The organism is Methylomonas montana (assembly GCF_030490285.1).
GTDB lineage: Bacteria > Pseudomonadota > Gammaproteobacteria > Methylococcales > Methylomonadaceae > Methylomonas > Methylomonas montana.
Map to the genome: position 1 here is coordinate 3,757,775 of NZ_CP129884.1, position 23,028 is coordinate 3,780,802.

Consider the following 23,028-nt stretch of genomic DNA (forward strand, 5'->3'; position numbering starts at 1 on the left):
CAAAGGATCAATCATTAATGAATAAACAACAGGCATTCACTTTAGTTGAGTTGATGGTGACCGTGGCGATTGTCGGTATTCTTGCCGCTATCGCCATTCCCAACTACCAAGAATCTGTCAAGAAATCGCGGCGAGCCGACGCCGAAGGTGCGCTGTTGGGCTTGGCCAACGCCATGGAAAGACGCTTTACGGAAGCCAATAGCTATTGCGATGCCGGAGGCGCGGATGGCGCCAATAGTTGTGGCGCAGCAGGCACCAATGATACCGGCTCGCCATCGATTTATCCTGCTCAGAGCCCTGCGTCAGGGAACGCCGCCTATGCCTTGACCATTAGCGCGGTCACCGCAAATACCTACACATTGTTGGCCACGCCAACCGGCGCGCAGGCGAATGACAAATGCGGAACATTGACGCTTACTAATACGGGGGTAAAAGGTGTATCCTCAGCATCCGTAGCGGAATGCTGGTAGCCTGGATTAGAAACCCATTGCTTAACCTTTCAGTCAACTGGACAGCCCAAAGCTGCGCTTTGAATTCCCTTCGCCACCGCCATTTAGGTGAATTTTAAATGTCTCTGACTGGCCTTAAGCAGGCCGAGCTTACCTTATTGGTCTTAACATACGACAGATAGCAAAAAGACCGCTTAACAGGCTGAAAACGATAGATTCAGCAGTAGTCAGGCTGGCTATTAGTGGACGGTTTTTTACAAGTGCGCTTTGACTTCATTGTTCCGCTATGCCCAAAGCGCTTACCTAAAAGAAAATAAACTGCTACCGGCGTGATCTTTGAATAGTTCAGCCATGTGAACATAGCACTTCACAATATCAACACTCTGACAAATTTCAAGCGTTCACATTCAATAGCTACTCCCAATGGATTTATGATTGTTTTAATAAAAAATCTTCCTGCCAACACTAAAGAATCTGAATTACGCGATCTTGTTGTCTCATCTCTGAAAATTGGGTTTATCTTTCCTTTCTGGGGAGGAAAAATCAAAAAAATCGGCTTATTTTCTGTGAAGGAACTTAAAAGTGGCCGTTTCATTTATTACGGCATCCTTTTTTTTAATAGTCGAAAAGCCGGGTTGCGTTTAATCAAAAAGCTCAACGGTAAACGCTTCAAGCGGATGGTTATAGAGGTAAGAGAATTTATTATCCGTTCAAGGAAGAATGATCGAAGGCTGGCTCAAAAAAATTTATCACCAGACATACTTGAAAGGCGCAAAGGAGAGCGTAGGCGTGACGTTTGGGCCGACGTGAGCGATGAAAAGCGAATGCAAACATCTTCCAGCATATTTGATCGTGAGAATGTTTATTTACCTAGACGTACGCGAGATAACTAAATTTTTTCATGGAAAACTCATAATTGGCGACATTCAGAATTTGGCAAAATCGTCGGTTAATGGTCTGTCTGTCAGGTTGAAGACTGAGGAGTCGAGCCGAAGACATAACTTTTATTAGAATCATAGATAATTAACGGTGAAAGTCCGGTTATAAGCAGATAGTAGTCATTCAATACGCATGAATTTTGTTAATTTGAATGTCGGAAAATGGCCGAAATTTACCGATCAAAATCAGCTCGTTTTTCATGAATGGTGGCATCCGTCCGCTACAAACCGGACCGCTTATACCTTATGGAAAAAATGCTGGCACCCAGCATGGATTTTGCCCTAGCAGTTGAAATCATTGGTAATTTAAACTGCTAGGCATCGGCCAATCGGAATGCCAAGCCACTCACACGCAAAACTTAAACATTTCCTTCCAATGCTGATTGAACGCCATATCGGAATTCAAAATATGCCGAGTCCATTTATCGATAAAGCTGGTCACTTCGCCGGCATTCCAGGTGCCTTGTTGGATTTTGTTATCCATTGCCAACAGCTTTTCCAGCATCAGATTGTGTTCCTTGACATGGTTTTTGTAGTGATGAAATCCAACTTGTTTCATGAAAGCTTCTTCTTCGCCGAAATGGACTTTGACGTGTTGGTACAAGTCGAACATGGTATCGGTCATGGCTTCCTTACTTTCGGCGGCCAGCAGTTTTGCAGCCAGCACAAAAAAATCCTTGTGCTGTTCATCGATTTTTTCATCGCCCAACGCGTAACTTTCCTGCCAGGCAAAATGTACCAGACTGCCAGGCTGCGGCGATTTCAGAATGGCTAATTGCCGGTGTTTGGCGATATTGTCGGGGGTTTTAACCTGGGCTTTTTTGAAAACAAAACATTGCCGGGCCAGATGATAGGCGTCGTTTCCGTAGAAATTGACATACATTTGGGTCAGCTCGAATCGCCGGTAGCTTGCCAGCGGCTTGGCGGCCTCGTCTTCACAACGCGTCTCGGCTTTTTCGTTCAACAGAGCCGTTAATTCGGCTTGAGTGGTGAGATAGCTGCCGACCAAATGTTTAACTTGCGCGGTGAAAATCGCGTGTTGCCTGTCCAAAACCTTATCGACCAAACCGATTCTCCAGGCTTTCTTGGCGCTGATCGGCAGCCTCTGTTCCGTCAGTTGATTGGCCATGGACAGTCCGACCCGCTTAGGCAGCAGATAGGTCCAATACTCAGAACCGTATAGCTCGCCCATGTTTTTATAATGCGCATTAAAAATCACACCGTCCCTGACCAGTACCTTATCCGGTGCGATCGCCAATATCGCTCCGCCCGCGCCGGCGCTGCCGGACAGCGCAGCAACGGTCAATTTATCCAGCGTAGTGACGATTTGATAAATCAGGTCGTCGATGGCGTTGATGTTTTGCCAGGATTCCTCGGCGGGATTATCGGCGACTTCGATATGGTTGAGATGAATGCCGTTGGACCAACAGTCCTCGCCGCCCATCAGCACGATGACTTTCACATCCAGAGTCGCAACATGCCGATAGACGAACAGCAGCAATCTGCATTGCGCGGTACTCATGCCGCCGTTGTGAAAAGCAAAATGGATATAAGCCGCTTTGCCTTCGATTTCGAACCAGACTTCCTGACAGGCCAATTGCCGGCCGGGCTTGGTATGATCGATGTCGATAATCTTTAAGGTTTTGCCAAATAAGCCGTGCAAGCCGTTGACCGGTTTGGGCAGCCAGTCTTGCAGCGCCAGCGCGGCGGGTAATTTGATGCCATTGCCATCCGGCAATTTAGCTTTCAGATGACCGATCCACACCGCACCGTCTATCGTTGCCCGACAGATGGCCTGATTGGCGATAGCAACGATCTCACCGGGCTTGCCGCGTAATTGCTCTGCTCGCTGCGCGTTGTAGAGATAAAAGGCCTGGCCGTAAATCTGGTCTAACACGCCGGGCGTACCGTCCGCCGCCCGTATTCGCTGCAATATCTGCTCGGTACTGTGCTTTTTCCAATCAATAGCGCGATCCGCTTGTTTTATCTGCGGCCGCAATTGGCCCGTCACATCCGGCCGCATGTAATCCAGCCGCTCCGGCTGGAAATGGGGCGCATCGAAATAACTCAACGCTTCCCAGAGGCAATCGACCGCCGCCTGGGTGACTTCACGATTGAAGATGCTGCTTTTGGTCGCGGCACGGAGCGGAAAGGTCTTGCTGGCCCAAATCGCGCCGCTATCCATCTCGTCATCCGCTTGCAGCAAAGTCACACCCCAGTCGTCCAAGCCCGATTGAATGGCCCAATCCAACGACGAAGGACCGCGATCGCCCTTGATACCGGGATGGACGATCAAACATCGATAGTTTTGGTAAATCGCTTTAGGTAGCCGCCGGGTTAAAAATGGACAGAGAATCAGATTCGGCTTGAACAGTTCGACGCCTTCTAACAACTTGGTTTCATCGCCCAAATGCAACTCCACGGACACCGTATAGCCGGCGTCTTCGAGCTCCGTGTAATAGCGTTGGGTTAGCCCTGAAAATGCGGTTGATATGAGTAAAATACGCATGTCGACCTCCTGTTTGTATTTATTATCGACAAGCCCTTGGCGACAGCATCAAAACTCGATGTGTTAAGTGCTACCCGGCAATCGCCCCGCTAAAGCGTTGCCGGTAATTTTGCGGATTGACGCCGAGCTGGCGAATGAACGCCCGACGCATCCGCTCGGGATCTTTAAAACCCGCCTTGTCGGCGACCGTTTCCACGGCTATCTCCGTGGTTTCCAGCAAATGCCGCGCTTGATCGATACGCGCCATTTCCACGAATTTGGCTGGTGTCATGCCGGTTTCGGCTAAAAATAGCCGAGCAAAATTGCGCGGACTCATCGCCATGCGCTCGGCCAGTTCTTCGACGTGCAGGTCATCGCCGGTATGCGCCATGATCCAGGTTTGCAGCTCGCGTAAATCCGGACGATGACTGGCCTCACAGGTCAAATAGGTACTGAATTGCGATTGACCACCGGGACGTTTCAAAAACACCACCAAAAAGCGGGCAACGTATAGCGCTAACTCCTGTCCCCAATCGTCTTCCAGCATGGCCAAAGCCAGATCGATACCCGAGGTGATGCCGCCCGAGGTGAAGATATGTCCATCCCTGACGAAGATATGGTCAGGCTCCAGCTGTACACGGGGATAATTCTTGGCCAATTGCTGACAGTAATGCCAATGGGTAGTGGCCTTGCAGCCGTCCAGCAAACCGGATTCAGCCAGTAAAAACGCGCCGGTACACACCGAAGCCAGACGATTGACCCTGGGCGACATTATCTTGATCCAGTCGAGCAAGCGGGTATTGGACAACTCGCCTTCGATATTGCCGCCAGCCACTAATAGGGTATCGAACTGGCTGTTGGGATCGCCATAAGCCTCGTCGGCGATGATTTGTAGACCGGACATGGTGGTGATCGGCCCCGGCGCATCCGCCAGAATCTTGATCGAATAAACGTTTTGCTCGCTGACGCCTAGTCTTTGTAATGAATAGTTGGCAAAACTGAACACTTCGAAGGGGCCGCTAATATCCAAACTCTGGGCATTGGGAAACGCCACGATACCGATTTTCCGGTGTTTGAAGATAAAGCTATCAGACTTGGAGAAACTGAAAGTAGTCATGTCGATACCTCGGTAACGGACAGTGACGACAGCATGAACCAGAATCCGGCCATGCTCAATGACAAGCTCCCCTCTATTCCTGCCAAAGGAGAATTCTAAGCCGGATACAATCCTTGGGAACGCAATAGTTGCCGAAGCGACTCGAAACCATCGACCTGAAAACCTTTGATACCTAAACTTAGCGCAGTATCGACATTGGCCGCGCAGTCGTCGTAGAAATAAACCGCCGCCGGCTCGACACCGCACTTGTCCAGAGCCAGTAAAAACGCCTCCGGGTCGGGCTTGATAACGCCAAGTTGATGCGAAAACAAAGCCACATCGAAATCTGTGTCGAAATCGCCAAACCGTCCCCAGTGCAACGGATTCGAATTGCTCAAACAGGCTAGACGGTGATTTTTTCTAAGCTCGCGCAGGGTTTGCTTTGCGCCTGGAAAGAATGCTCTGGGCCACGACGCAAATTCCATCAAGAAAGCCGTTTCCGACAGATTAAGTTGCCACTCGGCAATAAATCGCTCGGCAAATTCCTCGGCTGTAATTTCACCCAGCTCGAATAGCCTGACCGACGCTGAATACAGCCAGCGCCGTTTGATGGACGCATCATCGAGCGGCTCGGCTAGCAGACGATTCAGATTCTCGAATACCGTGCTTTCGATCAAGACGCCACCTAAATCGAACAATAACCACTCGGGAGCATTCATCCAACTCACTTTTAGCATTAGCGGCACGATAGTCCGGAATTTAGCGCCCGTTCGACGCCGCCCCGAACCGGTTACGAACCGAGCATCCGGTTCGGATAGTCATGGAGACCTCTAAAATTCCGTCTCCCGCGGGGAGATGAGGAGACTTTTTTGGATTTTTAGAGGCCCCGTCTTATGTTAGAACCCAATTGCGTCTTCCGTATGACGGCGAACGGATAATTCCAGCAAGCACCCTGTAAAAGCACCCGACCTAAACTACAATCAAGGCATCCCAAAACAGCAATTCTTAAGACCATGTCCCACGCCGACTCGACCTCTGCCATCGTTTACGCTTTCGCCGCCAATCTGGGTATCGCGCTCACCAAAACAGGCGCGGCAGCCTGGACCGGTTCCGGCTCGTTGCTGGCGGAAGCGATTCATTCCTTTGCCGATTGCGGCAATCAGGTCTTACTGTTTATCGGCATGAAACGCTCGGCGCGCGCCGCGACCCAGCAACATCCGATGGGTTTTGGCCGGGAATCGTATATCTGGTCGATGATGGTGGCGATTACCTTATTCTCGGTCGGCGGCCTGTTTTCGATCCACGAGGGTTGGCTGCGTTATCAAGCACCACAGGCCGTGGAAAACGCCGGCGTGGCCCTTTTGATTTTACTGATAGCCGTAGTATTGGAGGCTTTTTCGCTGAAAGCCGCGCTGAGTGCGATGCAGACCGAACGCGGCAATCGCGGTTTGTGGCAATGGTTCCGAGAAACCCAATCCAGCGAATTAATGGTGGTGATCGGCGAGGATTTAGCGGCATTGCTTGGCCTCGTGATCGCCGCCACAATGCTGAGTTTGACGCTGGTCACCGGCAATCCGCTTTACGATGCACTGGGTTCGATACTGATCGGCATGCTATTGATCATCGTGGCGGTTTTGGTCGGCCACGAAGTGCATTCCCTGCTGCTCGGCGAAGCGGATAAGCAGATTCGCGACCGAGTTCGCATTTATCTGGAAAAGCAGCCCGGCGTCAATCGTGTGCTGAATTTGTGGGCCATTAGTCATGGCAAGCAGGTGATGGTGGCGATCAAGGCCGAGTTGCAGGCGGATTTGAGTGTGCGTGAAGCCGTCGAGTCGATCAATGCCATGGAAAAACAGATCAAAATAGATCACCCTCGGATAAATTGGGTCTTTTTCGAAATCGATAATTCTGATTAAATAATACAGTCAAACGCTTAGGCCACACATCTGGAGCAACGTACTAACTTGAGCACCCTACCGAAAACCCGATTAGCCCTACTTTCTCTAGTTTGCCTAATGTTGCAAAGCCCTCTTGCGGCCGCCCGTTACGCCGCTATCGTGATCGACGCCGATACCGGCCGCGTGGTTCACGAAACCGAATCCACCCAACGCTGGTATCCGGCATCGCTGACCAAAGTCATGACCATGTATATGACTTTTTTGGCGCTGGAATCCGGCGATCTTAGGTTGAGCGATACGGTGTACGCCTCCCGGCACGCCGCGATGCAACCCCCTTCCAAACTGGGCTTGCGCACTGGTCAGAGTCTGACGGTGGAACAAGCGATCATGGCGGTCACCACCCGCTCCGCGAACGATGCCGCCGTGGCGCTGGCGGAAAGATTGGGTGGCACGGAAAGCAATTTTGCGGCGATGATGACCCAACATGCCCGCCGTCTGGGCATGTACAACAGCTCGTTCGAGAACGCCAGCGGTCTGCCGAACGACGGCCAGATCAGCAGCGCCCGCGATTTGGCTTTGTTGTCGGCGATTATGATTCGAGACTTTCCGCAGTATTACCATTATTTTTCGGCGACCGAGTTTCGTTACAAGGGCCGGGTAATGCCCAACACCAACCGCATTTTAAAAAGCTATCCGGATGCGGACGGCTTGAAAACCGGCTTTACCTGCGGCTCCGGCTACAACCTGATCGCCTCGGCCAAACGTAACGGCCACCGGCTGATCGGCGTGTTATTGGGTGCACATAGCAGCGGCGAACGCTTCGAGCAAATGGGCAATCTGTTGGATATGGGCTTTGCCAATAGCGACCGAGGCTTAATCGGCGAACACATCTCACAATTGAAAGATTACAGCGCGCTGCCACCGCCGTTTCAATTATCGTCCAACCGCTGCGCCGGCAGTGCCGAGCAGATGGGCGCCGATTCCGGCAGCAGCCGTTACGAGCCCATCCGCATCAACGCACCTTATAACAGTCGCCGCGAAAAAATGACCCAGTTAGCTGAAGCTAAACCGCAAAGCCGTAGCAACAATTGGACGGTCAACATGGGCAACTACCCTAGAAAAATCGATGCTAACGTCAACCTGCAACGCGCTCGCAACGCCTTGGGGCCATTAGCAAAAACCGGCCAGCCGCGGATCGTCAAAACCAGAATGAAAGGCAGCACGGCTTGGCGAGCACAATGGACCGGTTTACAGCAAGACGATAGCCAGGACTTTTGCAGACGGCTGCACGCCAAAAATATGGATTGCAGCGCTTCGGCGCCAGTCGCCCGCACCTTAGCCACCGCTCAACCTAAACCGATACGCCGCAGTCACCGCAAAACCTGATTGCCAAATCAATAATGCGGCGGCCTCTCATCGATAGCGCCGGGCTGGCGGTCGTCCAGTGCCAGGCTTTTAATCTTGTCGTGCAGTAATTTGCAGGTCTCTTCCAATTTGCCAATTTGCTTTTGCTGATCGGCCACCACTTGGTTCAAAGCTTGAATCAAGTCCTCCTGATAAGCTTGTTTGATTTCCAACTCGATGATTCTGTCTTCGTTCATGATTGCGCCGGGTAACATTTAAGTGACGCATTCTAATCGAAAATACCGATAGTTTTGCGCCACGCACTCGCACTGCCTCTATAAACTCGCTATCATTGCCACGCACATCAACAGAGCGAGGATGCAACGATGACAACTATTGCAGATCCAGTGATAGGCCGCTGGTATAAAGACCTGGAAAGTAATCTCACCTTCAAGGTAGTGGCCATTGAAGGTAACGACGAATCGATCGAAGTACAGTTCGCCAATGGCGATTTGGGCGAATACGACAACGAATCTTGGTATAACTCCACCATCGACTATATCGAAGATCCGGAAGACTGGAGCGCACCATTCGACGATGTGGAAACCGACGATTTAGGCTATACCGACCCGGACCGCCATGCCCGTCCGGACGCGGAAGATTTGGACATTAGCGATTTGCTGGACTGAGACACTTTATGAAAATGACTCCCCAACAATTTTTGGACTGGGAATCCAAGAGCATTACCCTGCTGGCCATGTCCGGCGCCGGCAAGACTACGCTGTCCGCCAAGTTGCCCAAGGACAAATGGTTTCACTACTCCGGCGATTACCGGATAGGCACCAAATATCTGGAAGAACCGATTCTGGACAACATCAAGCAACAAGCGATGGGCGTACCATTTTTGCGCGATTTGCTTAAATCAGACTCGATCTACATTTGCAGCAATATCACCGTGGAAAACTTGGCACCGGTCTCCAGTTTTCTAGGCAAGATCGGCGATCCGGCCAAGGGCGGCCTGTCGCTGAGCGAATTCAAACGTCGCCAAGCCTTGCATCATCAAGCGGAAATCGCCGCGATGAACGACGTGCCTGATTTTATTCATAAAGCCGAAACGATCTACGGCTACAAACATTTCATCAATGACGCCGGCGGCAGCGTTTGCGAATTAGACTGCCCAGAGGTGCTGGAAAATCTGGCCAAACACACGCTGATTGTCTACATCAAAATTCCACCGACGCTGGAACAAACCATCATCGACCGCGCCAAGCAAGAGCCAAAGCCACTGTATTACCGGCCAGAGTTCGTCGACGAAAAGCTGACGCAGTTCATGCGGGAGCACAGCTATAATTCCACCGATCAGATTCCGCCCGACGAGTTCGTCAGCTGGGTGTTTCCGGAGCTATTCAAAGCCAGGGTGCCACGCTACGAAGCGATTGCCGCTCAATACGGCTACACCATCAGCGCCGACGAAACCGCCAAAGTCAACAACGAAGACGATTTCATTCGTCTGATTGCCGAGGCGATTGCCCGGCAACAATCCTGAGACCGTTCTTGTAATGCCGCTAGTTGCCCATACTGCTTTACCCACTTTTCAGCGCCTGCACGAAGAAGGCGAAGAAATTCTCAGCCCGGACCGCGCCAGCCACCAGTCGATACGCGAACTGCATGTCGGCTTGTTGAACATCATGCCCGACGCGGCGCTGGAAGCTACCGAGCGCCAGTTTTTCCGTTTGGTCGGCGCCTGTAACCAAATCGCCCAGTTTCATGTGCATCCGTTCACAATCACAGGATTGGAACGAGGCCCCGAGGCCTGTGCGCATATCGAAAATTATTACGAATCCTTCGAGCAAATCAAACGCGACGGTCTGGACGCGCTAATCATTAGCGGCGCCAGTGTCACCCATGACCGTGTGCAAGATGAAGTATTTTGGGGGCCGTTGACTGAAATTTTCGCGTGGGCCAACCAAAACGTTACGTCAATATTGTGTTCTTGTCAGGCGACCCATGCACTGATTCAGCATTGCTACGGCGTGGAACGCACGCGCCTGCCGGCCAAGCGTTGGGGCGTGTTCTCGCATAGGGTTATCGACAGGCAGCACCCTCTGGTCGCGGAAATCAATACCCGCTTCGATGTGCCGCATTCGCGCTTCAACGAAGTATTTCAGCGCGATATGGAAAAACACGGCTTGAAGATATTGGTAGCCAGCGAAACCGCCGGTGTGCATCTGGCCGTCAGTCCGGACGGCTTTCGCATCGTGTTCTTCCAGGGTCACCCCGAATACGACGACATCAGCCTGTTAAAGGAATACAAGCGCGAAGTGCTGAGGTTTTACCGTGGCGAGCGCGACGATTATCCGCCCTACCCCGAGCACTATTTCGATACCGAGGTACAACGCGTGCTGGCCGATTATGCAGAGCATGTCAAAGCAGCCAGACACGGTGGCAGAGAGCTGAAAGCCATGCCGGAAGCGCAGATCATCGAGCATCTGGACATTACCTGGCGGGACTCGGCCAAGGCGGTATTCAATAACTGGCTGGGCAAGGTCTATCAAATCACCAACGAAGATCGCCGCCTGCCGTTCATGGTCGGCATCGATCCCAACAACCCGCTGAACTTATAGTGCATCGAGGCTTTCTGAATCGCGCCATCGAACTGGCCTGCGCCAACGTCGAAACCGGCGGCGGCCCGTTCGGGGCGATTATCGTCAAAGACGGCGAAATCGTTGCCAGCAGCGGCAATCGGGTCACGTCCGACCTCGACCCTACCGCGCACGCCGAAGTCGCCGCAATTCGGCTGGCCTGCCGCAAACTGGGCGATTTTCAATTAAGCGATTGCACGCTCTACAGCAGTTGCGAACCTTGCCCGATGTGCCTGGGCGCCATCTATTGGGCAAGATTGCAAGCCGTGTACTACGCCTGCAACCGTTTCGACGCGGCTGACGCCGGTTTCGACGACAGTTTTATTTATACCGAAATCGACAAACCGGCCGAGCAGCGCCGAATTGCCATGCGCCACTTGGCAATGGACACAGCCAACCGCCCCTTCGAGCTTTGGCAAACCAAAGCGGATAAGATTCGCTATTGAGCCGGGGCAGGCTGTTCCGCCGGTTTAGCGGCCGCTTCCTCGCCTTGAATTTTCAGTAACCAGCCGTCCTGTCCCAAACAACCGCTTTCGACGTTTTTACTTTCCGCGGCTTTCGCAGTGACATGGATGCGGGCGAAACCGCCGCTCATGGCTGGCAGTTTTGACGTCACCAGGAGAAAGGTTTTCTTATCCACCACGTTGACTTTCATCTTCTCGCCACGCGCTTCGGCGGTGACCGTGAACGGATCGGCATTGTGCGAAATGTGAAACGAAATATCGGCACCAGGCGCGACTTCGGTTAATGCCGCCGGGGCGAAATCCCGGAACTTGGGTTTTTTACATTGTTGTTTTTCGTCCTCTTCCGGCGTCACCGCCAACGCTACGCTCGAAAACCCCATGGCGCACAGTAAAACCGTACTTCTCCAGTATATTGATAATGTCATGACCTGCCTCTTGTTGTTATTGTAATGTTGGAAACGCCGTACAAAGCGGCGCATCCTTAAAATACCAGCGTTTTGAACTTTAATCAGTTTTCCAGCTTTGTTCAATGTTTGCGCTTTTTACCCACCAGACATGCGGTTTTAAACTTCTACCCCATCGCCGCCGAGAACATGTAAAATCGCCGCCTTTCCCTTTTTCATTCACAGACATGACGAATTTCAGAGGCACCACCATTCTTTCCGTCAGACGCGGCGACAAGGTCGTGATCGGCGGCGATGGCCAAGTCACCCTGGGCAACACCGTGATGAAGGGTAATGCCCGCAAAGTCAGACGCTTGTACCACGACAAAGTCATTGCCGGTTTCGCCGGCGCCACCGCCGACGCCTTCACACTATTCGAACATTTCGAAGGCAAACTGGAAAAACATCGCGGCAATCTGACCCGCGCCGCCGTGGAAATGGCCAAAGACTGGCGCACCGACCGTGCCTTGCGCAAGCTGGAAGCGCTGTTGATCATCGCCGACAGCAAAGTCTCGCTGGTGATTTCCGGCACCGGCGATGTGATCGAACCGGAACACGACTTTATCGCCATCGGCTCCGGCGGCGCCTTCGCGCAAAGCGCCGCGCGCGCCTTGTTGGAAAATACCGAACTCAGCGCCCGTGACATCGTCGAAAAATCGCTAAGCATTGCCGCCGATATCTGCATCTACACCAACCACAATCTGCGCATCGAAGAATTGGACGCCGAACCAAAACCGGCAGAGCAAGAGTAAGCATAATGAGTGAAATGACCCCCAGAGAAATCGTCAGCGAACTGGATAAACACATCGTCGGCCAGGCTTCGGCCAAACGCTCGGTGGCGATTGCTTTACGCAACCGCTGGCGCCGCAGCCAGGTCAGCGCCGAATTGCGCGACGAAATCACCCCGAAAAACATCTTGATGATAGGCCCCACCGGCGTCGGCAAAACCGAAATCGCCCGCCGCCTGGCCCGCTTGGCCAATGCGCCGTTCATCAAAATCGAAGCCACCAAATTCACCGAAGTGGGTTATGTCGGTCGCGACGTCGAGTCGATTATTCGCGACTTGATCGACAGCGCGGTGAAGATGACCCGCGTGTCGGCGATGGAGCGCGTACAAAACCGCGCAGCCGATGCCGCCGAGGAAAAAGTGCTGGATATTCTGTTACCGGCTGCGGAAGGCGGCATGTTGTCCGAATCCGAATCGCCCACCCGTCAGAAAATGCGTAAAAAACTGCGCGAAGGCGATCTGGACGACAAGGAAATTCAGATCGACGTCGCCGCACCGGCGGTGGGCGTGGAAATCATGGCGCCGCCGGGCATGGAAGAAATGACCAGCCAGTTGCAAGGTATGTTTCAAAACCTGGGCAGCGGCCGCACCAAATCCCGCAAACTGAAGATCAAGGACGCGTTGAAACTGTTGCAGGAAGAAGAGGCCGGCAAACTGGTCAACGAAGACGAAATCAAACAATCGGCGCTGGAAGCCGTGGAACAGCACGGCATCGTCTTCCTGGACGAGATCGACAAGATCTGCAAGCGCTCGGAAATGGGCGGCGGCGAAGTCTCCCGCGAAGGCGTGCAGCGCGATCTGCTGCCGTTGGTAGAAGGCAGCACCGTCACCACCAAGTATGGCGCGATCAAGACCGATCATATCCTGTTCATCGCCTCCGGCGCCTTCCATCTGACCAAACCGTCGGATTTGATTCCCGAGCTACAGGGACGCTTCCCGATTCGGGTGGAACTGAATGCCTTGAGCGCGGACGATTTCGTACGGATTCTGACCGAACCTGACGCTTCGCTGACCGAACAATATCAGGCTTTGCTGAAAACCGAAGGCGTCGAGGTGCAATTCAGCGCCGACGGTATCAAGCGCATCGCCGAACTGGGCTGGCAGGTCAACGAAAAAACCGAAAACATCGGTGCCCGCCGGTTGCACACCATCCTGGAAAAGTTGCTGGAGGATATTTCCTTCGACGCCCCGGACCTGGTCGAAAAGTCCATCAACATCGACGCCGCTTATGTCGACGCGCATCTGATGGAACTGGCCGACGACGAAGACCTTAGCCGCTACATCCTGTAAGCCATGAGAGTCAACATCACCCCCACTCATCGAGTCCCGACCGAAATCAAGCTGCACAAGGTATCGGCGATATTGGAAATCCATTTCGACGACGAGAGCATTTACGAGCTACCCAGCGAATATCTGCGGGTATTTACTCAGTCGGCGGAAGCGGTCGGCCACGGCCCCGGCCAGGAAACCCTGCAAATCGGCAAGGAAGATGTGACGATTACCGACGTCCAGCCGGTGGGCAATTACGCCATCAAACTGGTGTTCAGCGACGGTCACGACACCGGCATTTACAGCTGGGACTTGCTGTACAAACTGGGTGCGGATTTCCCGCTGCTGTGGTCGAATTACCTCGAAGAACTGAAAGCCGCCGGCATCGCGCGCCGCTCGCCCTTACACAATTAATGCACATCATGACAAACGACAATACCACCCATTTCGGCTTCAAACAGGTTCCCAAACAAGAAAAGGTCGCGCTGGTACGCGGCGTGTTCGACTCGGTTGCCAGCCAATACGACATCATGAACGACTTGATGTCGCTCGGCATCCACCGAATCTGGAAACGGGTGGCCGTGCAATTGGCCAACGTCCGTGAAGGCGATAGCGTATTGGACCTGGCCGGCGGCACTGGCGATTTGACCATGCTTTACGAAAAACGCGTCGGCAAGACCGGCCAAGTGGTACTGGCCGACATCAACGCCGCCATGCTGCGCACCGGCCGCGACCGTCTGATCGATCACGGCTTGAGCGGCAATATCCGCTACGCCCAGGTCAATGCCGAATGCCTGCCGTTCGCCGATAACACTTTCGATTGCGTAACGATAGGCTTTGGTCTGCGCAACGTCACCGACAAGGACGCGGCCTTGCGCTCCATGTACCGGGTATTGAAACCCGGCGGCCGGGTCATCGTGCTGGAATTTTCCCACCCGACCGATCCGATCACCGAAAAAGTCTACGACTTTTACTCGTTCAATCTGCTGCCCAAAATCGGCGCCATCGTCGCCAAGGACGAAGACAGCTACCGCTATCTGGCCGAATCGATCCGCATGCATCCCAAGCAGGATGAACTGAAACAAATGATGGAAAATGCCGGTCTGGAACGTTGCGAGTATTTCAACATGACCCAAGGCATCGTTGCCGTGCACCGAGGTTATAAATTTTAAGCCTCCTGCTCGCCGACCTGAAAACGGAGGATAGCCCATGGCTCTGAAACAGTCTCAGCATTACATCAGCGAAACCGAATATTTGGCGGGCGAAATGGTTAGCGATATCAAGCACGAATTGATCGACGGTGAAGCCTATGCCATGGCCGGCGCCAGCCGTAACCATAATTTATTGGTCAGCAATACCGTGCGAATATTCGGCAATCATTTGCAAGACGGCCCCTGCGCCACCTTTTCCTCCGATTTAAAAATCAAGGCTGCGACTAATTTTTTTTATCCCGACGTGATGGTGGTCTGCGCCGATGAAAACGGCGACGAGTACTACACCGAAAAACCTACCATTATCGTCGAAGTGTTATCCAAAGCCACCCGGCGTATGGATAAATCCACCAAACTGGCGGCCTATAAAGCCTTGCCCAGCCTGCAAGAATATTTGCTGATCGAACAGGATTTTGTCGATGTCGAAATCTTACGCCGCTCGACTCACTGGCTGTCGGAACACTACTTCCTCGGCGACAGCCTTACCCTGGAATCAATAGACCTAACCGTGGCAGTCAGCGACTTGTACCAACGCGTCAATAACGAAGACATGCAAGAGTTTCTGCAACAACAGGTACAGTGATGTCGGGCACCGTTAAATCATTATTTATCGCCACCCTCGAAACCGCGTTGAATCGGTATCTGACGCTGGACGATCATATCGAACAATACCTGACTCCAATGGCCGGTAGGGTCATCGCCGTACACATTTCCTCTTTCGATAGCAGCCTCTATCTCTGCCCAAGCACGCAAGGCATCCAGATTCTGGAAAGCTACTCCGGCACGGTCGATGCCACGTTGAGCGGCTCGCTGTCGGCCTTGGGCTTGATGGGCCTCAGCGCCACGCCGATGCGCTCGCTGTTCAAGGGCGAAGTGCGCATCGACGGCGACAGCCAATTGGCCCGCAGCCTGCAACGCCTGTTCGAAAAGTTGGATATCAACCTGGAAGGCAAAATTGCCCGTTATACCGGCGACGCCTTTGCCCAGCGCCTGGGCAAACTGTTTCGCGGCAGCCGCGACTGGACTCAACATAGTCTGACCACCTTCCGGATGAACCTGGAAGAATTTCTGCAGGAAGAAACCCGCGAGCTGCCAGCCAAACCAGAAGCCGAAGCGTTTTTTCGGCAAATCGATACCTGCCGTAGCGATTGCGACCGGCTCAGCGCCCGCCTCGACCGCCTGGAAGCCTCGATCAACCACACATCCGAGCCTCAATAAAAGGACAAAACCCGTGATTCGCCCGAAAATTCTGATGCGCCTCATCCACATCAACTGGGTGATGATGTTCCACGGCCTGGACGAGATCGTGTTAAAAACCCATTTATTGCGGCCGATTCGTTATATCGCCTTCTTTTCGCCGAATTATTGGACTAGCAAAGCCCGTGAACCGCGCGGCGTGCGTATCCGCAAAACCCTGGAAGACCTGGGGCCGATTTATGTGAAGTTCGGCCAAACCTTATCGACGCGCAAGGACTTGCTGCCGGAAGACATCGCCGAAGAACTGGTCAAGCTGCAAGACAAAGTGCCGCCGTTTCCCGCCGAAACCGCCCGCAAGATCATCGAACAACAGCTGGGTCAATCGATAGAAGAAGCTTTTGCCGAATTCGATCCGCAACCGCTGGCCTCGGCATCGGTCGCGCAAGTACATACCGCGACGTTGAACAGCGGTGAAAAAGTCATCGTTAAAGTATTACGTCCGGACATCGAAGACAAAATCCATTCCGATGTCGGCTTGCTTTACGAACTGGCGCGTCTGGCCGAGCGCTTCTGGAGCGATGCCCGCCGGCTGCGGGCGATGGAAATCGTCGCCGAATTCGAGAAAACCATCCTCGACGAACTGGATCTGGTGCGGGAAGCCTCCAACGCCAGCGCAATCCGCGCTAATTTCAAGAATTCCGAGATGCTCTACATCCCGGAAATCCACTGGCCGCTAACCCGCCGCAAAGTGTTGGTGATGGAACGCATTTACGGCATTCCCGTCGGCGATATCGAGGCCTTGCGCAAAGGCAATGCCGATTTCAAAAAGCTCGCGGAGCGCGGTGTGGAGATTTTCTTTACCCAGGTATTCCGTGACAATTTTTTCCATGCCGACATGCATCCCGGCAATATTTTTGTGCAATTGCCGGACAAATACCTGGCGGTGGATTTCGGCATCGTCGGCAGCCTGTCCAATTCGGACCAGCGTTATCTGGCCGAAAACTTTCTGGCGTTTTTTAACCACGATTACCGCCGCGTCGCCCAAATGCATATCGAATCCGGCTGGGTGCCGAGTACGACGCGGGTAGAAGAATTCGAAGCGGCGATCCGTAGCGTTTGCGAGCCGATTTTCGAAAAGCCGTTGAAAGATATTTCCTTTGGCCTGCTGCTGCTAAGACTGTTCCAGACCGCCCGTCGTTTCGACATGGTCGTGCAACCGCAGTTGGTGTTGCTGCAAAAAACCCTGCTGAACATCGAAGGCCTGGGCCGCCAGCTTTATCCGGATCTGGATTTGTGGCAAACCGCCAAACCGTTCCTGGAAAACTGGTTCAAACAGCGACTGGGGCCATCGGCCAAAATCAAGGAACTGCTGGGTAAATTCCCCGAAATCGCCGAGCAGTTGCCGGAATTCCCAGCGCTGGTATTGCAGGCCGTACAAAGCGCCGCGCATATGCAGCAACAGATACAGCACCATCAGCGCGAGATGATCCAGTTACGCAAGCAATTGCACAGAAATAACGCCCGTACCCTGTTAGCAATCCTCAGCGCGGCGGCGATGATAAGCGCCGCGGTGATATTGCAATCGCCACTTCTCAACGGCTAACACGAAGGCCTGTCCGCTAAGCCGGCAGACAGGCTTGATTTTGCAGCTCTAAAAACTGTACTTAGCGGAAAACTGCACGCGCTGCACGTCACCTTCGCGGCCGTCGATCAATTCCCGATTACCATAGGCATATTCGACGCCCAGCATGGCCTGACTCACCGGGCTCCATAACAAGTTGGCGTGCAAGGACTGCACCTGCCTGTTCAAAACCCGATTGACATAGTCTGGTTGATCCGCCTGGGAAAAACCGTAGGTCAAACTGGAACGCCACTGCTTGTTCCACCAGTGTTGATAAGACACCATCGCCCCATAGGCGACCGTCAAATCCAGATGTCCATTGGCATCCAGCGATGCGTCGCTGAAGGTATTGGTGGTGGAGATATAACGGCCGTGCCCGTTGCCGTAGTGCATCATGAATCGCACATTATCCAATCCAAAGGTATTGATTTTACCGGCCAGATTAGCGGAACCGCCCCAGCCGGCTTGTTCGAAGCCGTTGGGCTTGCTGTAGCGGATTTGCCGCCCCATCGCCGCCACGGACAGATTGCCCCAATCAGGATTGAAATTAATGCGCACCAGCATATCCGGATAACGATCCGCGCTAGGGTTCATGAAGTAACTATCGGCGTTGGGGTCCAGACTGCCCGCTCTATTGCCTGTGGTCGGTTCAAGCTGATTATTCACCCACAACCGGCTACGCGGCGATTCCACCGCCAACTGCCATTCCATCGGCGTGCCAGCCCAGGAAAAAGGCTGAGTCCAACGAACCAATGGCTGCCGCAAGGTAGTAAGCCCGCCGGCCGAGCCACCAATATCCAGATGATCCGGTATCGCCGCTACGTTAAGAAACGTCGTATAGGTTTGTCCTGCCAGGAAATTGCCGATTGAACCGTAAGCGTGGCGCAACCTAGGCGTATAGGTGTACGTCGCCGCATCGCCGAAAAAATCGAACTCCACATAGGTGTTGATGTCGCCCCAGCCACTAGGCGTAAACGATTTGAGCCATAGCCGGCTTTCTTTGGCATGGAACGTGGTTTGAGCACGCTCGCCAGCCGCGCCAACGGGTATCTGCGAGTACAGCATCTGCTGGTCACCCAGCTTATCGCGACCGGCGCTGACACTGCTAAACATCGCATCCATTTTCACGAAACCGCCCAGGCCGATCGAGGTGTCGGTGCCGGGAATCTTGAACGTACCTTTCACATCGCCCACCGTTACCGCCGGTTTGTCCTTGGCTTTGTCGCTGACAACGGCCGGCGCGCTAGCCACTGTCTGCGCCACCGGCCCAGCGGCTTGACCAATGCTGCCCGCCGATCCTTCCGTGGCAGGCTTCACGGCCAACTGCGGCTCGGCCCGATATTGGCGAAGCTCATTTTCCAGTTGCGCTACCCGAGCATCCGAACGCTCGGCATGCTGTTTCAACTCGCTGATTTGCTGGCTCAGCGCTTTCAGCAAGGCTTTGGTTTCCTCGTCGGCCAGCACCGGGCCAGCCATCAACCATCCCAGCCACAATAGTATCATCGACAATTTATGCACCAGCTTCATCAATTAGTCTCCCAGCTTTCTAAACAGCGCATGACAGGATGTGCAGGTGGTATTGATCTCATGCACGCTAGTGGCAATTGCGTCGATCTGATTTTGCTGGGCTTGCAGCTGCAACTGTTGAATTTCTTCGCGCAGTTTGCCGGCCAGGGCCTGAAAAGTAGTTTTCTCGGTGGCACTCAATTGTAAGCCAGGCATACTGGCGATAATCGCATCGACCGTCGACTCCATACTTCCGGCGGTTTCGGCAATTTGCCGGGAATATTTACGCCGCTCGACATCCAGTTGAAGCTCGGTCATGAAGCGTTCCTGCATCAAGCTGTCCATCCGGTCCATCAGTGTCCGCAACTGATTGTCGCGCACCGCGTGCAGCGCCGGCCGGCCCGTCTCGCTACGGCCGCCTTTGATCAGCGCAGGCTCCGACGTCGAACCGGCACAAGCGCTCAAGACAAATAATGTTGCCAATATAATGGTAATTTTCACGCTCTTCTCCCTGCTCTGTCGAAAACTGAATTTGTAAACCTTATACCCGGCTCACGTCTTGAATCACACCCATCGTGAAACAGACCCGAGACGCATCGATCAAATCAATTGTACCCTACAGCAACGCGGATATTTTTTAACTGACTGCCCGCGGAGTTTAGGTATCATGCTGAATCTATCTGTTACCTTCCAGGATACCGCCTATGCCACATCTCGATTCGTTGTCCCTGCAAACAGTGCATTTACCGGATGATCTACGAGGCATCGCCGCCGATTTTTGCGCGCAGATCGCCGAAAAGCTCACCCCGGAACAACGAACGGTTTTCGAAAACGAAGCGGTTTCCAAATCGACCCTCAAGGTGTGCACATGCAGCCAGTTCGTTCGCGAAAGTTGGCTGCGAGACCCGGAACTGGTCCCCGGCCTGGTGACCTCGACTGATCTATTCGCCCCATTGCGCCGTGGCGATTATGCCGCCGCGCTGCAACAAATCGCCAACGACGGCGAACCGGCCTTGTCCAAGCAGTTGCGCGGGTTCCGCCGCCGGGAAATGGTGCGTATCGCCTGGCGCGATCTGGCCGGCTGGTCCAATCTGGACGAAACCTTGGCCGACTTAACCGCGTTGGCCGAGGCTTGCATTCAAACCGCGTTGGATTTTTTATACCGACAGGCTTGCCAACGCTGGGGCACGCCGACGCTGACCGACGGCACGCCGTTTAACATCGTGGTACTGGGCATGGGCAAGCTGGGTGCCTGGGAACTGAATTACTCCTCCGACATCGACCTGATCTTCGCTTATGCCGAGGACGGCGTACTGAAAGAAAAAAAAGAAATCAGCTACGCCGAATTCTTCACGCGCATCTGCCGTTCATTGGTGAAAATGCTGGACGAAATCACCGTGGACGGCTTCGTGTTCCGCACCGACGTACGCCTCAGGCCATTCGGCGACAGCGGGCCGTTGATCATGAGTTTCGACGGCATGGAAAATTATTATCTGACTCAAGCCAGGGAATGGGAACGTTATGCGATGATCAAGGCCCGCCAGGTCGCCGGCGACTTCGAGACCGGCAAGCAGTTGGCCGCGTTGATCAAACCTTTCGTGTACCGCCGCTACCTGGATTACGGCGCCTTCGAGGAACTGCGCTCCTTGAAATTCCAAATCGCCCAGGAATTGAAACGCAAAGACCGGATGGACAACGTCAAACTCGGTCCGGGCGGCATCCGCGAGGTGGAATTTATCGGCCAAGCCTTTCAATTGATCCGCGGCGGCCAGGAAGTGGCCTTGCAGCAGCGGGAAATCCAGATCATCCTAGGCGTGTTGCAAGAATTGGAACTGATGAGTGTCGACGATGTGGCGACCCTGAAATTCGCCTACCGTTTCCTGCGCCGAGTGGAAAACCACATCCAGCAATATCAGGACAAGCAAACTCACGACCTGCCCGGCAATCCCTTGGTACAACGGATTCTGGCTTATTCGCTGGATTTCGAGGACTGGACCGATTTCAAACACGAACTGGACGAGGTCAGGGCCTCGGTACATGAGATTTTCGATCAAGTGTTTTCGCTGAGTGAACAAGATAATAAACAGCAAAGCGCCCGCTTGATCTGGGCCGGCGACGCCGACGACGAACAGGCGCTGGAAGCCTTGGTCGACTACGGTTTCGCCGACGCGGTCGCCATGCAAAAAGCCATCGTCGAATTCAAGGAGTCCTACGCCGTCAAGCGCATGACCAGCAAGGGCGCCGGGGTCTTGGATCGCCTGATGCCGCAACTGATCGAGCAAGTACCGAACATGGAAAATGCCGACGTCACACTGTTGCGCATTCTGGAACTGTTCGAAGCGGTGGCCGGCCGCAATGTCTATCTGGCCTTGCTGGCGGAAAATCCCGACGCGCTGAACCAGCTGATCAAACTGGCGGCGGCTAGCCCCTGGATTTGCGAATATCTATCGCTATATCCCATCCTGTTCGACGAATTACTCGATACCCGCTCCTTGTATGACCCCTTGCAAAAACAAGCCCTACGCGAAGACTTGCAGCGGGCGTTGACCAAGGTCGATCCGCAGGACAGCGAACAATTGATGATCGCCTTGCGCCAGTTCAAACACCTGAACGTGTTGCGGGTCGCCGCAGCCGACATCATGAGCGCGATACCGGTGATGATCGTCAGCGATTACCTGACCTGGACCGCCGAAGCGATCCTTGAACAAGTGCTGGAACGCGCCTGGCAAATGTTGACCGGCAAACACGGCCATCCGCCCGGCACCGGCGACCGGCCGCAAAATTTCGCTATCGTTGCCTTCGGTAAATTCGGCGGCATCGAATTGGGCTACGGCTCCGATCTGGATCTGGTGTTTTTGTACGCATGCGCCGACGGCGATGCCCAAACCGACGGCGACAAACCGATCAACTGCGGCCAGTTTTATCTGCGCCTCGGCCAAAAAATTCGGCATATTCTGGATACCAAAATGCTATCCGGTGTACTGTACGAAGCCGACTTGCGATTACGCCCCAACGGCGATTCCGGCTTGTTGGTCACGCATATCGATCATTACGAAGCCTATTTGAAAAACGAAGCCTGGACCTGGGAGCATCAAGCCCTGGTGCGCGGCCGTTTCGTGGCCGGCGACGAAACCTTAAAACATAGTTACGAAGCGATACGCGGCCGGATTCTGGCGCTGCCGAGAGACCGCACAGAATTAAAAACCCAGGTGCGAGAAATGCGCGAAAAGATGCGGGAAAATTTAGCGCCGAAAACCCCCGACGTGTTCGACCTGAAACAAAGCGCCGGCGGCATCGCCGACATCGAGTTTATCGTTCAGTTCGGCGTATTGGCCGCCACCGCAGAGCATCCGGACCTGGCCACTTATACCGATAACGTCAGATTGCTGGCAGGCTTGCAGCAACACGGCTTCATGTCGGCCGACGATGCGGCCTTATTGAAAAAAGCCTATTGCGCCTACCGCGATTACGGCCATCATCAGGTTCTGCAAGGCCTCAGTGCTACCGCTCACGCCGACGAATTTAGGGAACTGCGGAGCGAAGTCGAGCGGATTTGGGGACAGTTTATGCTGTAATACTGGTACCGGTCAGTACGGGTCAAAGTAGTTGGCACCGTCAGGCCGGTTTCTGGGCGAGTGAATTCGTCCCTACCCTCTCTAAAGCCTGGAGCATTAT

The 23,028-nt window shown here is 53.6% G+C and carries 23 protein-coding genes; 16 read left to right on the forward strand and 7 right to left on the reverse strand.

Annotation, left to right across the window (positions count from 1 at the left end):
• Positions 1-17 precede the first annotated feature (17 nt).
• Both QZJ86_RS17355 and QZJ86_RS17360 read left to right on the forward strand, forming a co-directional pair.
• Positions 18-470, forward strand: coding sequence for a type IV pilin protein (locus tag QZJ86_RS17355; RefSeq protein WP_301671737.1), 453 nt, complete (start codon positions 18-20; stop codon positions 468-470).
• A gap of 410 nt (positions 471-880) precedes the next feature.
• Positions 881-1,342, forward strand: a complete 462-nt coding sequence (locus QZJ86_RS17360) for an RNA recognition motif domain-containing protein (RefSeq protein WP_301671738.1) — start codon at positions 881-883, stop codon at positions 1,340-1,342.
• A 391-nt stretch (positions 1,343-1,733) separates the two neighbouring features.
• On the opposite strand, the gene QZJ86_RS17365 is transcribed toward QZJ86_RS17360, so the two are convergent.
• The 3 genes from QZJ86_RS17365 to QZJ86_RS17375 form a co-directional block, all read right to left on the reverse strand.
• Positions 1,734-3,896, reverse strand: a complete 2,163-nt coding sequence (locus QZJ86_RS17365) for a hemerythrin domain-containing protein (protein WP_301671739.1) — start codon at positions 3,894-3,896, stop codon at positions 1,734-1,736.
• Between the two features lie 70 nt (positions 3,897-3,966).
• A complete protein-coding gene (locus tag QZJ86_RS17370) occupies positions 3,967-4,992 on the reverse strand; it encodes a GlxA family transcriptional regulator (RefSeq protein ID WP_301671741.1) in 1,026 nt (341 codons plus the stop codon).
• A 95-nt stretch (positions 4,993-5,087) separates the two neighbouring features.
• Positions 5,088-5,690, reverse strand: a complete 603-nt coding sequence (locus QZJ86_RS17375; RefSeq protein ID WP_301671742.1) for an HAD family hydrolase — start codon at positions 5,688-5,690, stop codon at positions 5,088-5,090.
• Positions 5,691-5,984: 294 nt separating this feature from the next.
• Between QZJ86_RS17375 and QZJ86_RS17380 the strand changes: the two genes are divergently transcribed.
• A complete protein-coding gene (locus tag QZJ86_RS17380; protein ID WP_301671743.1) occupies positions 5,985-6,887 on the forward strand; it encodes a cation diffusion facilitator family transporter in 903 nt (300 codons plus the stop codon).
• Between the two features lie 99 nt (positions 6,888-6,986).
• Positions 6,987-8,255, forward strand: coding sequence for a D-alanyl-D-alanine carboxypeptidase family protein (locus tag QZJ86_RS17385; protein WP_301671744.1), 1,269 nt, complete (start codon positions 6,987-6,989; stop codon positions 8,253-8,255).
• Between the two features lie 8 nt (positions 8,256-8,263).
• On the opposite strand, the gene QZJ86_RS17390 is transcribed toward QZJ86_RS17385, so the two are convergent.
• The gene (locus QZJ86_RS17390; RefSeq protein WP_301671745.1) at positions 8,264-8,470 is read right to left on the reverse strand and encodes a SlyX family protein; all 207 of its coding nucleotides are present in this window, start codon (positions 8,468-8,470) and stop codon (positions 8,264-8,266) included.
• A 129-nt stretch (positions 8,471-8,599) separates the two neighbouring features.
• On the opposite strand from QZJ86_RS17390, the gene QZJ86_RS17395 reads away from it, so the two are divergent.
• Genes QZJ86_RS17395 through QZJ86_RS17410 form a run of 4 tightly spaced genes read left to right on the forward strand, consistent with a single transcriptional unit; the run spans position 8,600 to position 11,301 of the window.
• A complete protein-coding gene (locus QZJ86_RS17395; RefSeq protein WP_301671746.1) occupies positions 8,600-8,902 on the forward strand; it encodes a DUF6763 family protein in 303 nt (100 codons plus the stop codon).
• An 8-nt stretch (positions 8,903-8,910) separates the two neighbouring features.
• Positions 8,911-9,759 (forward strand): ATPase, encoded by an 849-nt coding sequence (locus tag QZJ86_RS17400; RefSeq protein ID WP_301671747.1) that lies wholly within the window; start codon positions 8,911-8,913, stop codon positions 9,757-9,759.
• A 13-nt stretch (positions 9,760-9,772) separates the two neighbouring features.
• Complete coding sequence (metA, locus tag QZJ86_RS17405; RefSeq protein WP_301671748.1) at positions 9,773-10,837, forward strand: homoserine O-succinyltransferase MetA; 1,065 nt, start codon at positions 9,773-9,775, stop codon at positions 10,835-10,837.
• On the forward strand, positions 10,837-11,301 hold the full coding sequence (locus tag QZJ86_RS17410) for a nucleoside deaminase (protein WP_301671749.1): 465 nt from the start codon (positions 10,837-10,839) through the stop codon (positions 11,299-11,301). Before metA ends, QZJ86_RS17410 begins: the two co-directional genes overlap by 1 nt.
• Here QZJ86_RS17410 and QZJ86_RS17415 read toward each other — a convergent pair.
• The gene (locus tag QZJ86_RS17415) at positions 11,295-11,744 is read right to left on the reverse strand and encodes a hypothetical protein (RefSeq protein ID WP_301671750.1); all 450 of its coding nucleotides are present in this window, start codon (positions 11,742-11,744) and stop codon (positions 11,295-11,297) included. The two genes, QZJ86_RS17410 and QZJ86_RS17415, sit on opposite strands and share 7 nt — an antisense overlap.
• 206 nt (positions 11,745-11,950) lie before the next feature.
• Here QZJ86_RS17415 and hslV point away from each other — a divergent pair, with 206 nt between their 5' ends.
• Genes hslV through ubiB form a run of 7 tightly spaced genes read left to right on the forward strand, consistent with a single transcriptional unit; the run spans position 11,951 to position 17,829 of the window.
• A complete protein-coding gene (hslV, locus tag QZJ86_RS17420) occupies positions 11,951-12,514 on the forward strand; it encodes an ATP-dependent protease subunit HslV (RefSeq protein ID WP_301671751.1) in 564 nt (187 codons plus the stop codon).
• Between the two features lie 5 nt (positions 12,515-12,519).
• Positions 12,520-13,839 (forward strand): ATP-dependent protease ATPase subunit HslU, encoded by a 1,320-nt coding sequence (hslU, locus tag QZJ86_RS17425; protein ID WP_301671752.1) that lies wholly within the window; start codon positions 12,520-12,522, stop codon positions 13,837-13,839.
• A 3-nt stretch (positions 13,840-13,842) separates the two neighbouring features.
• Complete coding sequence (locus QZJ86_RS17430; RefSeq protein WP_301671753.1) at positions 13,843-14,232, forward strand: DUF971 domain-containing protein; 390 nt, start codon at positions 13,843-13,845, stop codon at positions 14,230-14,232.
• An 8-nt stretch (positions 14,233-14,240) separates the two neighbouring features.
• A complete protein-coding gene (ubiE, locus tag QZJ86_RS17435) occupies positions 14,241-14,990 on the forward strand; it encodes a bifunctional demethylmenaquinone methyltransferase/2-methoxy-6-polyprenyl-1,4-benzoquinol methylase UbiE (protein ID WP_301939022.1) in 750 nt (249 codons plus the stop codon).
• Between the two features lie 37 nt (positions 14,991-15,027).
• Positions 15,028-15,612, forward strand: a complete 585-nt coding sequence (locus tag QZJ86_RS17440) for a Uma2 family endonuclease (protein ID WP_301671755.1) — start codon at positions 15,028-15,030, stop codon at positions 15,610-15,612.
• The gene (locus tag QZJ86_RS17445; RefSeq protein WP_301671756.1) at positions 15,612-16,247 is read left to right on the forward strand and encodes a ubiquinone biosynthesis accessory factor UbiJ; all 636 of its coding nucleotides are present in this window, start codon (positions 15,612-15,614) and stop codon (positions 16,245-16,247) included. The genes QZJ86_RS17440 and QZJ86_RS17445 overlap by 1 nt, the downstream gene beginning before the upstream one ends.
• A gap of 13 nt (positions 16,248-16,260) precedes the next feature.
• Positions 16,261-17,829, forward strand: a complete 1,569-nt coding sequence (gene ubiB / locus QZJ86_RS17450) for a ubiquinone biosynthesis regulatory protein kinase UbiB (RefSeq protein ID WP_301671757.1) — start codon at positions 16,261-16,263, stop codon at positions 17,827-17,829.
• Positions 17,830-17,877: 48 nt separating this feature from the next.
• Here the strand turns inward: ubiB and QZJ86_RS17455 are convergent, their stop codons facing one another.
• Complete coding sequence (locus QZJ86_RS17455) at positions 17,878-19,374, reverse strand: DcaP family trimeric outer membrane transporter (RefSeq protein WP_301671758.1); 1,497 nt, start codon at positions 19,372-19,374, stop codon at positions 17,878-17,880.
• Positions 19,375-19,377: 3 nt separating this feature from the next.
• Positions 19,378-19,854: a cytochrome c gene (locus QZJ86_RS17460; protein WP_301671759.1), complete on the reverse strand. Its 477-nt coding sequence runs from the start codon at positions 19,852-19,854 to the stop codon at positions 19,378-19,380.
• 203 nt (positions 19,855-20,057) lie between these two features.
• Here QZJ86_RS17460 and glnE point away from each other — a divergent pair, with 203 nt between their 5' ends.
• A complete protein-coding gene (gene glnE / locus QZJ86_RS17465; protein WP_301671760.1) occupies positions 20,058-22,928 on the forward strand; it encodes a bifunctional [glutamate--ammonia ligase]-adenylyl-L-tyrosine phosphorylase/[glutamate--ammonia-ligase] adenylyltransferase in 2,871 nt (956 codons plus the stop codon).
• The last annotated feature ends 100 nt before the right edge of the window (positions 22,929-23,028 follow it).